The following is a 13,456-nucleotide window of genomic DNA, read 5'->3' on the forward strand; positions in this document are numbered from 1 at the left end:
TTCTCCCAATTTTTTCATTTTTATTTTTTTAATATCGATAAATTGATTGTTTTTTAGCGCATTTTATCGTTTCTCTAGCAAGTTATTGATATTTTCTTTTGCATTTTATGACTATCACCATAATTATGATTAAAAATTGCATAATTACTATGTTGATCACAATTTGTTATTTTCTTGTTTTGATTTCATTACTCTGGTTCACAATTTCTTAACGTTCCTTATTTCTATAAAAGTTGTCATGTTGTATACAAGTTGGTGTGAAACATTCACCTGCGTTTTTTATGTACAGGAACAACATCATGAGAATAAGAAAAACAAAACTTGCCATCGGTATTGTTGCTGTTATTGCTGTTGTCTCATTAGCAGTAATCGGCAAAAAAGAGAATGCGAATAAACAATTTCTCTCTGTAGCAACCGCTTCAACAGGAGGAACGTATTATCCGATGGGAGTGGGTTTAGCAAACGTATGGAGTACGCATCTTAAGGATAGAGGCATCCAAGTAACAGGGCAATCTTCTGCGGGTTCAATAGAAAATATCTATTTAATGCAGAAAAATGAAGCTCAACTTTCAATACTACAAAGCCTTTTAGCCGTAGAAGCCTACGAAGGCGTGCGTAATTTTGAAGGTAAACCAGAAAAAAATCTGCGCTCCATTTCTATGTTATGGCCGAATGTCGAACACTTTGTATTGATGGATAGCAAAGTGAAAACCGGTACATTAGACGATATTCGTGCAACAAGTTTTTCCGTTGGTCCTCAAGCCAGCGGTACTGAACAATCTACAATTATTATCCTTAAAGGCGTAAATTTAACGAAAAAAGAGATCACTCCGGAATATCTTGGGTATGGCGATACCGTTTCTGCTATGCGAGATGGTCGCCTTGATGGGGGCGCATTACCTGCTGGGGTACCCGCGTCTGCGGTAACCGATATGTACGCAAGTGGTGTCAGTGCAAAATTACTTGAGGTCACAGATAAACAACTTGATGATATCAACCATGTGGCAAATTCATGGTTTCGTTTTGAAATCCCCGCCAATACCTACCCTCGTCAAACTGAAAAGGTCAATACGATTGCTCAACCTAATATCTTAATGGCCACCACCAGCATTGATAATGATCTGGTTTATGAATTGACAAAAACCATGTTTGAGAACCTTCCTGAGGTTCATCAAGTTCACAGTGCAGCTAAATACATCACCACAGAAAATGCATTAAAAGGTGTTTCTGTACCATTACACTTAGGGGCTTACCGCTACTATCAAGAAATCGGGTTAGAGATCCCTGATTACCTTATTCCACCAGAAGCTCAAACGCAGACTAATAATAAATAACAGGAGTGAGTTATGATTAACAATGACCACCTAACTCCGGTAGAGCCACCTGCATTAGATAAAGAAGCAAGCTCCGGCAATCGCCAACTTGCAGGTATTTACCTGAAAATTACCACGACTCTTGCAATATTAATTTCGCTTTACGCTATTTATTCCAACGCTTTATCAAATACTCAAGAATTTTACCGTAATACGATTTTTCTTAGTGGTATTTTAATTTTAGGCTTTATTTTGTTTCCATTCTCTAAGCGTTTTTCAACGCCTAAATTTAATGGATGGGATTATCTTTTTATTGCTTTAACCTTAATCAGTTATGGTTATTTTTTCTTTAATTACGTTGATCTTCACGTCGTGAGAAAAAGTATTCCAAATACTACTGATTATGCCATGGCTATATTAGGCATTATTGTACTGTTTGAAGCTGCAAGAAGAACCACTGGATATTTCATTCCTGGGCTTGCAACTTTTGCCATTATCTACGCTTTATTTGGTCAGTATTTTATGGGTATTTTCGGTCATGCAGGATTCTCTGTAGAAAGATTGTTATACCGTTTATTTATGACCAGTGAAGGTATTTTTGGGATCACCCTTTCAACCGCATCAACTGCGATTGTTGTCTTTATTCTTTTTGGCTCATTCTTAAGTGTGAGTGGCGCAACCGCGTTGTTTAATGACTTAGCACTTGCGCTTGCGGGTCGTCGCCGTGGTGGTCCTGCTCAAGTTGCTGTTATTTCATCTGCATTAACAGGTTCATTAAGTGGAAGTGCTGTCGCCAACGTAGCAACAACAGGGACTTTTACCATTCCTTTAATGAAAAGCATTGGATTAACGCCTCGTTTTGCCGGTGCCGTAGAAGCAACCGCATCAACGGGCGGTATGATAATGCCCCCTATTATGGGTGCTGCTGCATTTATTATGGCGGGCTTTTTAGGTATTTCTTATACCACAATTGTTATTGCCGCGATTATTCCAGCGTTGTTGTATTACGCCGCGTTAATTATGGCGATTGATATCGAAGCCAAAAAACAAGGATTAAAAGGATTAAGTAAAGAGAATATTCCACAAGTGAAAGCGGTATTAAAAGCGCGTGGTTTATTATTACTGCCTTTAGTTATTGTTATCGGTACCTTATTAGTCGGTAAAACACCTATTTACGCAGGTTTCTTAGGTATTCTAACTATTATTGTTGCAAGTTGGATAACGCCTGATAAATCAGTCCGTATGACATTAACGAAAGTCGCTGATGCCTTAGCTGAAGCTGCTCGTGGCTCGGTTCAGGTCACTGTTGCTTGTGCTGCGATTGGTGTCATTATCTGTGTTGTTACGATGACAGGTATTGGTGCAACATTGGCATTTAATATCGTTTCAATGACAGATAACACATTATGGATGATCTTATTAGTCGTGATGCTGGTGTGTATTGTATTAAGTATGGGTTTACCTTCAACGGCGTTATATATTGTTGTAGCCGTTACAGTGTCACCTATCTTAATAAAAGCAGGTGTAATGCCTTTAGCGGCGCACTTCTTTGTTTTCTGGTTTGGTGCTTTATCCAATATTACACCACCCGTCGCTTTAGCAAGTTATACCGCAGCCAGCATTGCCAGAGCTGATCCAATGCAAACATCATGGGATGCGGTTCGTTTAGCACTTCCCGGTTTTATTATTCCGTTTATTTTAGTCTATAACCCTGCTTTACTGATGCAAGGTGATAATTTAGGTGTACTTTCTGTTGGATTAATGATTATTAGTGCATTAATCGGAATTTATGCGCTAAGTATCGCAACGGCAAACTTCTGGATGATTAAAACAACGTGGTTTGAGCGTATTGCATTTGCAGCAGCGGCAATTCTAATGATTAAACCGGGATTATATACCGACCTTTTAGGTGTTGCCTTGATCCTATTAACTGGTGCATTCCATTTATTACGGTCTAAAAAACAGTTAGCCAATATGGAGCATGCATCTGGAGAAAATTAGATGATACAAAAGATCTCACGCCAAAAAGCGTCGCATCAAATTCTTGAGCAGATAAAGCAAAATATCAGTAACGGGACTTACCCTATTGGTGAAAAGTTACCCTCTGAAAATGTACTTGCTGATGCCTTTGGTGTCAGTCGAGTTCCCATCAGAGAAGCATTAGGTGTCTTAGAAGCCAGTGGCATAGTGACCTCACGCCAAGGGGGCGGTCGTCGTGTTATTGATCACTCTATACTCAGTAAATATGAACCACTGGTTATGGAAATTGCTTGCCCTGAAGAGATAGATTCACTGATTGAAATGCGTGAGGTCATTGAACATGAAGCGGCTGCTATTGCCGCTTTACGTCGAACGCCAGAAGAATTACGCGCTATCGAAAATGCCCACGATGCCTTTGTTTTAGCAACAAGACAAAACAAAAGTATTGGTCATAAAGAAGACTATCAATTTCATCGCGCTATTATGGTTGCCGCTCATAATCCTTTTTTTGTCCGGATTTTAGATAACTTACACGAACTTTACCTTGGCGTATTAATGTATTCGTTAAGTAAAAACAGAGGACGAGATACTGAGATTGAGCGAGTGATTGCAGAACATGAGGCAATTGTTGAATCTATACGCCAACAAGATCACGATGAAACAAGCCATAGAATGCGTCTTCATTTAACCAATGTACGTGGCAAATTAAAGCGCTTACAACAAGAACCCTGATAATTTAAAATTGATAAAATGGATAATATTATGACTTATGACGTGATTATTATTGGTGCGGGATTAGTCGGATTAGGGGTTGCAAGTGCGCTACAAGAGAGCCAACCTGAACTAAAATTACTCGTGATTGATAAGGAATCAGGCCCTGCGGTTCACCAAAGTGGACATAACAGTAATGTTGTTCATTCAGGTATTTATTATACACCAGGGAGCCTTAAAGCAAGGCTGGCAAAACAAGGTAACATGACAACCTATGCGTTTTGCCAACAACATAATCTCTATTATGACCGTTGTGGCAAAGTGATTGTTGCGACCAATGAAAAAGAGTTAGAAGCGTTAGAAAATATCTATCAACGTGGCATTGCAAACGGACTTGAAGTAATCAAAATGACTGAAGCAGAGCTTAAATTGAGAGAACCTTACGTTAATGGTATAGCGGCTCTATTAGTTCCTGATGCAGGTATTGTCAATTATCCTGAAATTGCAGCGAAACACGTTGAAATTATTCAATCACGTCGCGGTGAATTTGCGTTTGGACAAGCGGTTACAGCAATTAATGAAACCGATGATACTGTCACTGTTACAACCTCCAATAACCAATTTACAGGCAAATGGTTAATTAATTGCGCCGGTTTATTTAGTGATCGTATTGCTAAAATGGCAGGTTATGACACAGGCATGAAAATAGTCCCATTTCGTGGTGAATATTTTATGCTTAACGCGAATAAAAACTACTTAGTAAACCATCTTATCTACCCTGTTCCTAACCCTGATTTTCCTTTCTTAGGTGTGCACTTTACACGCATGTATAACGGACACCGCGACGTTGGGCCTAATGCGGTATTAGCTTTTAAGCGTGAAGGTTATAAAAAAAGCGACATTAACTTAAAAGATCTTGCTGAAGTTCTCACTTATAAAGGATTTTGGAAAATTGCAGGTAATTATTTAGGTGAAGGAATGGCAGAGCTTCGTCGTTCATATTCCCGTAAATTATTTACTGCAAATGCACAAAAACTCATTCCTGATTTACGTGAAGCCGATATTCATCCAGGTCCCGCAGGTGTTCGGGCTCAAGCCTTAACTCGTGAAGGGAAATTAGTGGACGACTTCCATTTTGTAAAAGGTAAACGCTCACTGCATGTTTGTAATGCTCCATCACCTGCCGCAACAGCATCTATTGAAATAGGCAGAGAAATAGTCAGAGAGCATTTTTTCTTTGTAATTGAAAAAATATTACGCGTTAAAACAATAAATAGCACTGAAATTAATCGGTGCTATTTATTTTATATCACTCATTACATTCTTTTTGCGCTTCACTTATTAACCACTGTTGAAATATTTCCATTGAGGCTGTCATTGGCTTTGATTTTAAATAGGTTAGCCAATATTTTCCCATTTCAACTTCTATTTTAAAGGGTTGTATTAACTGACCATGTTTAATTTCTCTTGAAAACATTTTTGCGGGTGCTAATGCAACTCCCCCCTCATAAATTGCACTTTCAACCATCAAGCGGGAAGAGTCAAAAATAGCCCCCGTTATTTTTATCGGCGACATATCTGCTTTTTCAAACCATTGTAACCACTCATCTTCTCGATAAGAACGATAGAGATTTTCATTTATTAAATCAGTCGGATGCTGTAAACGTTTCGCCGTATTTAATGAACATAACACCGTCAATGGTGCAGAAAATAATGTTTTATTATGCGTCAATGGCCATAAGCCTTCACCAAATCGGATCGCAAAATCTAATCCTTCAGTAGCCAAATTAACCACATTATTATTAGTTCTTAAATTCACTTCTATTCTTGGATATAACTGCCTAAATTCAGTCAATCTGGGTAATAGCCATCCCACAGCAAATGTGCCGACAGCCGCAATTGAAACAACATCGCGATATTCACCACGTTCAAATTGCTTAAACACACGCTCAATATCACTAAAAGCCGTTGTTAATACAGAAAATAAAATCTGAGCATCATCCGTCATTTCTAAGCCCCGAGGTAAGCGCTTAAAAAGAATAACGCCAAGTCGCTCTTCTAACATTCTCACTTGTTGGCTAACAGCCCCTTGAGTGACATACAGCTCTAATGCTGCTTTGGTGAAATTAAGGTGTCTTGCTGAAGTTTCAAATGCACGTAATGCATTTAGGGGGAGATGAGTTCGCATAATACCCTTAGTCATTAGATTTTCTATAAGCTAAAGTGATTTATTATCGATTGTCAATAAATCAATTAAATAGGATATTTGCACTTATAAATAAACGGCTCTATATCTACTCAATAACTGTCTATTTATATTGATATTTTTTCATCAACTTAATATGAGCAACAATAACTATGTTTAAAATAACATTTCGCCAAGCAGCCACGATCACAGTTTCATTAATATCTCTATTGGCATCTCCAATACTATGGGCTAACACCAATAATACGATTGAAGCGCAATTAAGTACGCTTGAAAAATATAGCCAAGGTCGTTTAGGCGTTGCTTTAATCAACACGGAAGATAACTCACAAATAACATATCGGGGTGAAGAACGCTTTGCGATGGCAAGTACAAGCAAGGTTATGGCTGTTGCTGCTATTTTAAAAGAAAGTGAAAAACAAGCTGGATTATTAGATAAGAATATTACGATTACAAAATCTGATTTAGTCGCTTACAGCCCTATTACAGAAAAACATTTAGTAACAGGAATGTCTTTGGCTGAATTAAGTGCTGCTACATTACAATATAGTGATAATACAGCAATGAACAAAATATTAGATTATTTAGGGGGTCCAGCCAAAGTCACTCAATTTGCACGCTCAATTAATGATGTGACATATCGCCTAGATCGTAAAGAGCCTGAATTAAATACAGCAATTCATGGTGACCCTCGTGATACAACATCTCCAATTGCCATGGCTAAAAGTCTTCAAGTATTGGCATTAGGTGACGCTCTGGGCGGATCTCAACGTCAACAACTGGTTACTTGGTTAAAAGGTAATACAACAGGTGATCACAGTATTAAAGCCGGTTTACCAAAACAGTGGATTGTTGGGGATAAAACGGGCAGTGGTGACTATGGTACGACTAACGACATTGCTGTGATTTGGCCTGACAATCATGCACCATTAATTTTAGTCGTCTATTTCACACAACAAAGACAAGATGCAAAACACCGTAAAGATATTATTGCTAAGGTAGTAGAAATTGTAACAAAACCATTTATCACATCACAAAAAAAATAGGAATAACACGCTATTGTAAACATCAATAACAATAAAAAAGCTGAGTACAAATCTTTGTTTTGTCTTCATGCTTTTTTTTGCTTTTATTTTTTTATTTTATCTTTAATCTAACTTTGCTATGCAATGTGTATTAAATCATCTCAAATAAGATAGTTGTTATCATATTAAAGGGGTAAAGCAAAACTCACTTTTACCGTTTCCATGGGGACTTCTGTTTTTATACTTTGGATGCTTGGAATTTGCGTTAAATAATCGGCATGAAAGCGGCGATAGGTTGCTAAATCTTTAGTCACAATTCGAATAAGCGCATCGCATTCACCTGCCATTAAATGACACTCAACCACTTCAGGTAATACCTTGATAGCCTTTACAAATTCTTCAATAGTTTCCGCATCTTGAGCTCTAAACCAAATTCGAGCAAATAAAGATAATCCTGCATCAACCTTACCACCATCTAATACAGCAACATAGCGAGTGATCACACCCGACTCTTCGAGTAAACGCACACGACGAAGACAAGGAGAAGGTGAAAGCCCAACCTCTTTTGCTAGCTCAATGTTCTGGATTTTGCCATCACGTTGAAGCACCTGCAAAATATGCTTATCTATCTTATCTAATTTTATTGACATCAAAGATTAACCTTAATTCTATTTGTGGAATTTTATTGCCAATTAATTCTTTTTGTTAGCAACAAAGCAACCCGATTTTTTCGAAAACATCATATAATCTTTCCGCTAAATTTCACAGCAAAAACGATATTTCTCTTAAACTCTCTCTATCAGGTGAAAAGATGGAATTTAACACTTTATTATTATTCGCACTGACGGTTCTACCGCTTATCTGTACGCCTGGGCCCGATATTCTTTTTATTTCATCCCAAGGGCTATCGGGTGGTATGAAATCAGCATGGATTGCTAATACTGGCGTTATATCAGGCTATTTAACCCATGCATTACTGAGTGCATTAGGGCTTGCAGCCTTAGTATCAGCATCCCCCATTTTATTTCATTTACTCAAATGGGTTGGTGTGTTCTATATCAGTTATCTTGCAGCCAAAATGTTGATATCTGCCTGCAAAAAAGGCCAATTAGCCCTTGATGCATCAAAAACCTCTTCACCTATTTCGTAAAGGTTTTTTAACCAGTTTTTTTAAACCCCAAAGGACTCTTAGTTTATCTCGCTATTTTACCAAACTTTATTGATAATCATAATGATATCGCGACACAATCATTACTGTTATCTGGGATATTTATCACGACTTGCTTAATTATTTATGGTCTGCTCGGTACCTTTTTTGCTTATATTGGTTTAAAAGGCGGTTTTAGTGAAAAACGTCGCCGCTGTAATGATGGCATTGCAGGTGGATTACTCACTTTTGCGGCAATTAATCTGGCTTTAAATTAGCCTTAATCCTAAGCACTATTTATTATTCTAGTCAGAATTTGACCACAAGAATGCCTCTATTTAAGTGGTCGAATATCTGCCCATAATAATTGGCAATTTGTGGTTAACGGTCTTATTTCACCTTCTCGAATATCAGGTAACCACCAAGCCCCCTGTCCTTTTGATAAACGCTGACAAGTCGCGCCTATTAAAGCCCATTCACCTTGAGTGACATAAATTAATCCAGCATGAGAACTAGGTAAAATAAGCGGTTGTGTGACTAGCGTTGTATCTGCTTTCCAACACGTCCGACGTACCATAATATTTAAGCACTTTACGCTACCTTTAATAAGTTCAGATTTAACATGGATATCACCTGAAAAATCAAAAGGCTGATAAGAGTCTGTAACGGAATGACTAAGAAAACCGGGGCTATTTAAATTGATACCATTACCTTCTAATAGCACCATTTGCCGTTCAATATCAGGAAACTGACCTAATGAGCTATTCTCTTCGATAGAGGTTAAACACGCTCGCCATGAAAAATCATTATTAACCGGCCAACATACAATTTCTTGCGTTGTGCCTTTTTGATTACTCCATGGTATAAACGGTAACTCTTGTTGATCAAAACAACGTAGCTTCATTGTATCCTCCTGCAATATCTGGCATCAGTCTGATAATGAGGTTAAGAATTAATCATTGGAGATTACCGTCAATAAATCAATAAATAACTTTTAAAAATGTGCGCTGACGTCAGCTATTTACGTCGTAATTTCCTGCACCCTTCACCAATAATTTCCATTCCTTTTTCAGTACGATTATTCCATTGAAAAAGAGGAATTTAAACGAAAGGCATGATTAAATTGAGAGCTAGTGGAAAACATTGAACCCGGTGCAATACTGACACCTCTTTCTAATGCAAAGTGATAAAGTTTATTCGCATCAAATGTTGATTCAAACTCTAACCAAAGAAAATATCCTCCTGATGGAATATTCACTTTCACATCTTCTGGTAAATACGTTTGTATCGCCTGCAACATACGATAACGCCGTTGTTCTAATAATAATCTTAATCGGCGAAGATGCGTATCGTAGCCACCTTGTGACAAATAATCAGCAATAGCTTGTTGTGTTGGCATACTGGCAGACACAGTACTCATCATTTGTAACTGCTGTATTTTTGTTGCATGTTTTCCAGCTGCAACCCAGCCCACACGAAACCCAGGTGCAAGACATTTAGAAAATGAAGCACAATGTAAAACGCTATTTGTTTTATCAAAACCTTTTACTGGCATAGGTGCTTTTTGACTATTATAGAGTTCTCCATAGACATCATCTTCGATTAGCGTTATCTGTTTCCTCGCCAAAATATCCACTAGCCTTATTTTATTTTCATCAGGCATTGTCCCACCTAATGGATTTTGACAATGACTCATTAACCAACAGGCTTTAATATCGTATTGTTCAACGACTTTTTTCGAGTTCATCTAAACAAATTCCTGTTACGGGATCGGTTCTAATGGCAATCGCTTTTAATCGTAAACGTTCAATGGCTTGTAATGCACCATAAAATGCGGGTGATTCAATCACAACCCAATCACCCGGTTCGGTAACCGCTTGCAAACTAAAACTGAGTGATTCCATTGCACCCGCAGTAATCACAATATCATCAGGAGAGACATGAATTCCTTGTAATGCATAGCGTTGCGCAATGTTACGGCGTAACTTTTCATTTCCTGGTGGAAGATTGATCACGGAACTTTGAGGTGCTAAATGCCTTGCGGCAGAAGCCAATGCACTACTTAATTTAGGCTGAATGAATAAACTGGGATCGGGAAAAGCAGAACCAAAAGGAATAATTTCAGGATCTTTACACGCTTGAAGTACATTGAAAATGGAGGTGCTTATTTCAACATTTTCACTCATGTGTAACCCTTTACTGGCTGTCACTTGACCAAAGCGTGTATTACGATGTGCAACATAATAACCGGATTGTGGTCGCGCGGTTATCCATCCTTGGCTTTCTAATAACTGATACGATTGCAAAACGGTCATTAAGCTTAAACCTGATTGTTTCACCGTATCCCGCAATGAAGGTAAACGGTCGCCAGATTGCCAGATATTATCTTCAATTTGTTGGCGTATTTGCGCTGCAAGCTGTTCATATCGAGTCATATAAAACTGTTTACCTCAGAACTGTTATAGTCATTTTTAAACTTATTGTCACTATTATAGTTTACTGTCATATGGTCTACTAATCCACACGATTTACCTGCAATTTACATTTTTATATCTATAAAACGAGGTTTTTATGCTTGGGTTAAGTGCCTTTGATTTGGCGCGTATCCAATTTGCGTTCACAGTTTCTTTTCATATTATCTTCCCCGCAATTACTATTGGACTGGCTAGCTTTTTAGCCGTATTGGAAGGTTTATGGTTAAAAACTCGCAATAAGGATTATTTAGCGCTATTCCATTTTTGGTCGAAAATATTCGCTGTTAACTTTGCTATGGGCGTTGTCTCTGGTTTAGTGATGGCCTATCAATTTGGAACCAACTGGAGTTTCTTCTCTGATTTTGCGGGCTCAATTACAGGCCCTCTACTCACTTACGAAGTACTTACTGCTTTCTTCTTAGAAGCTGGTTTCTTAGGTGTGATGTTATTTGGCTGGAATAAAGTCGGTGAAAAGCTTCACTTTTTCGCAACCTGTATGGTGGCATTAGGCACATTAATGTCTACGTTTTGGATCTTAGCTTCAAATAGTTGGATGCAAACACCTCAAGGGTTTGAAATTATAAATAACCAAGTGGTTCCAGTAGATTGGATCGCCGTTATTTTCAATCCATCGTTCCCATATCGTCTTGCTCATATGGGTGTTGCTGCTTTCCTAGCGTCTGCCTTCTTTATTGCTGCATCTGCTTCATGGCATCTGCTCAAAGGTCATAAAACATCCGCCATGAAAAAGATGCTTTCAATGTCTTTATGGATGATTTTAATTTTAGCGCCCATTCAAGCCTTCATTGGTGATGCCCATGGTTTAAATACCCTAAAACATCAACCCGCTAAAATTGCCGCTATTGAAGGTCACTGGGTAAATGAACCGGGAGAAGCAACACCGTTAATTCTCTTTGGTGTACCTGATATGAATGCTGAAGAAACGAAATATAAGATAGAAATCCCTTATCTTGGCAGCATGATCTTAACTCACAGCTTAGACAAACAAGTTCCAGCATTAACAGAGTTTCCTAAAGAAGATCGACCTAATTCACTTATCGTTTTCTGGTCTTTCCGCATTATGGTTGGTCTTGGCATGTTAATGATTTTAGTCGGTGTTTGGGGAACTTGGCTGCGATATAAAAAGAAACTGTATGAATCTAAAGCGTTCTTACGTTTAACTTTCTTAATGGCACCTTCAGGACTTATCGCTATTCTTGCGGGTTGGTTTACAACAGAAGTAGGACGTCAACCTTGGGTTGTTTATGGCATACAACGAACACGAGATGCGGTATCTGCACATGGCGAAATGCATATGAGCATCAGCCTGCTGATCTTCTTAGTTGTTTATAGTTCTGTATTCGGTGTTGGATATGCCTATATGTTAAAACTGATCCGAAAAGGTACGCCGGAGGTTCATCATGGGAATTGATTTACCCGTTATTTGGTTCATTATTATCGTATTTAGTACGTTAATGTATATTGTGATGGATGGGTTCGATCTGGGTATCGGTATACTTTACCCATTTATTAAAAGTGACCAAGATCGTGACTTAATGATGAATACCGTTGCCCCTGTATGGGATGGTAACGAAACATGGTTAGTTCTAGGAGGAGCTGCATTATTTGGTGCCTTCCCATTAGCTTACTCGGTTATTCTTGATGCTTTGGCAATGCCTTTAACCTTAATGCTTGTTGCCTTAATTTTTCGTGGTGTCGCTTTTGAATTTCGCTTTAAAGCCGATGACCACCACAAAGGCTTTTGGGATAAATCATTTATCTTGGGTTCTATCTTAGCCACCTTTATGCAAGGTGTTGTCGTGGGTAGCGTTGTTCAAGGTTTACCTGTTGTTAATCGCGCTTTTGCAGGTAGTTATTTTGACTGGTTATCCCCTTTTGCTCTCTTTTGTGGGGTTGGATTAGTTATCGCCTATTCATTATTAGGGTGTGGCTGGCTAATTATGAAAACCGAAGGTCATTTACAACAGGAACTCTATAAGGTTGCTAAACCTCTTACACTTATTATGCTTGCGGTCATTGCCGTCGTCAGTGCATGGACACCATTAGCACAACCTGCGATTGCTGAACGTTGGTTCACATTACCGAACCTATTCTTCTTTTTACCTGTTCCTCTTTTAGTGTTGTACAGCACTTGGTTAATTTTACGCTCAGTGAAAAAGCGGGGTCATTATCTTCCTTTCTTTGGTGCACTGGCTTTAGTTTTCTTAGGTTTTGCAGGATTAGGGATAAGTATTTGGCCTAACATTATTCCACCTACAATTAGTTTTGTAGAAGCCTCTGCACCACCTGAAAGCCAAGGATTTATGCTAGTTGGCGCACTATTTATTATTCCAATCATTCTCGTTTACACATTCTGGAGTTATTACGTTTTCAGAGGAAAAACAAAATTATGAAGAAGGTTATCACTGATCCACAAATACAAAATAAACCCTCATTATTAAAAAAATGGGGATGGTTGATTACTATTTGGTTTTGTAGTGTATTAGCTTTATTTGCTGTTTCTTCTCTATTTCGTTTTTTAATGACATTAGCGGGAATGAAAGTCAAGTAAAGGCAAAGTCCATACAGCAATATAATTA

Annotated in this window: 9 protein-coding genes and 4 pseudogenes; 9 read left to right on the top strand and 4 right to left on the bottom strand. The window is 38.3% G+C overall.

What is annotated here, in order from left to right:
- The first annotated feature begins 299 nt into the window (after window positions 1-299).
- From BHE89_RS20545 to lhgO, 4 genes and pseudogenes are all read left to right on the top strand, one after another.
- On the top strand, window positions 300-1,334 hold the full coding sequence (locus tag BHE89_RS20545) for a TAXI family TRAP transporter solute-binding subunit (protein ID WP_069369036.1): 1,035 nt from the start codon (window positions 300-302) through the stop codon (window positions 1,332-1,334).
- 12 nt (window positions 1,335-1,346) lie between these two features.
- Window positions 1,347-3,314: a TRAP transporter permease gene (locus tag BHE89_RS20550; protein ID WP_069369035.1), complete on the top strand. Its 1,968-nt coding sequence runs from the start codon at window positions 1,347-1,349 to the stop codon at window positions 3,312-3,314.
- On the top strand, window positions 3,315-4,025 hold the full coding sequence (locus BHE89_RS20555) for a FadR/GntR family transcriptional regulator (protein WP_069369034.1): 711 nt from the start codon (window positions 3,315-3,317) through the stop codon (window positions 4,023-4,025).
- A gap of 30 nt (window positions 4,026-4,055) precedes the next feature.
- Window positions 4,056-5,213 (top strand): annotated as a pseudogene (lhgO, locus tag BHE89_RS20560) (L-2-hydroxyglutarate oxidase); the annotation flags it as partial.
- Window positions 5,214-5,313: 100 nt separating this feature from the next.
- Here lhgO and BHE89_RS20565 read toward each other — a convergent pair.
- Window positions 5,314-6,192, bottom strand: a complete 879-nt coding sequence (locus tag BHE89_RS20565) for a LysR family transcriptional regulator (RefSeq protein WP_069369134.1) — start codon at window positions 6,190-6,192, stop codon at window positions 5,314-5,316.
- 170 nt (window positions 6,193-6,362) lie between these two features.
- Between BHE89_RS20565 and bla the strand changes: the two genes are divergently transcribed.
- Window positions 6,363-7,256, top strand: coding sequence for a class A beta-lactamase (gene bla / locus BHE89_RS20570; protein ID WP_128860752.1), 894 nt, complete (start codon window positions 6,363-6,365; stop codon window positions 7,254-7,256).
- A gap of 164 nt (window positions 7,257-7,420) precedes the next feature.
- Here the strand turns inward: bla and BHE89_RS20575 are convergent, their stop codons facing one another.
- The gene (locus BHE89_RS20575) at window positions 7,421-7,885 is read right to left on the bottom strand and encodes an Lrp/AsnC family transcriptional regulator (protein WP_069369031.1); all 465 of its coding nucleotides are present in this window, start codon (window positions 7,883-7,885) and stop codon (window positions 7,421-7,423) included.
- A gap of 161 nt (window positions 7,886-8,046) precedes the next feature.
- Here BHE89_RS20575 and BHE89_RS27545 point away from each other — a divergent pair.
- Window positions 8,047-8,660 (top strand): annotated as a pseudogene (locus BHE89_RS27545) (LysE family translocator).
- Between the two features lie 56 nt (window positions 8,661-8,716).
- On the opposite strand, the gene BHE89_RS20585 reads toward BHE89_RS27545, so the two are convergent.
- Window positions 8,717-9,286 (bottom strand): HutD/Ves family protein, encoded by a 570-nt coding sequence (locus BHE89_RS20585; protein ID WP_069369029.1) that lies wholly within the window; start codon window positions 9,284-9,286, stop codon window positions 8,717-8,719.
- 113 nt (window positions 9,287-9,399) lie between these two features.
- Window positions 9,400-10,817, bottom strand: a pseudogene (locus BHE89_RS20590) (aminotransferase-like domain-containing protein).
- Between the two features lie 136 nt (window positions 10,818-10,953).
- Between BHE89_RS20590 and BHE89_RS20595 the strand changes: the two are divergent.
- The 3 genes and pseudogenes from BHE89_RS20595 (at window position 10,954) to BHE89_RS20605 (ending at window position 13,428) form a co-directional block, all read left to right on the top strand.
- Complete coding sequence (locus BHE89_RS20595; RefSeq protein ID WP_069369027.1) at window positions 10,954-12,288, top strand: cytochrome ubiquinol oxidase subunit I; 1,335 nt, start codon at window positions 10,954-10,956, stop codon at window positions 12,286-12,288.
- A pseudogene (gene cydB / locus BHE89_RS20600) lies at window positions 12,278-13,286 on the top strand (cytochrome d ubiquinol oxidase subunit II). The gene BHE89_RS20595 and the pseudogene cydB overlap by 11 nt, the downstream one beginning before the upstream one ends.
- Window positions 13,267-13,428 (top strand): DUF2474 domain-containing protein, encoded by a 162-nt coding sequence (locus BHE89_RS20605; protein WP_074454095.1) that lies wholly within the window; start codon window positions 13,267-13,269, stop codon window positions 13,426-13,428. Before cydB ends, BHE89_RS20605 begins: the two are co-directional and overlap by 20 nt.
- The last annotated feature ends 28 nt before the right edge of the window (window positions 13,429-13,456 follow it).

Origin of the sequence: Shigella sp. FC1967 (assembly GCF_001743005.1) — a bacterium.
GTDB lineage: Bacteria > Pseudomonadota > Gammaproteobacteria > Enterobacterales > Enterobacteriaceae > Proteus.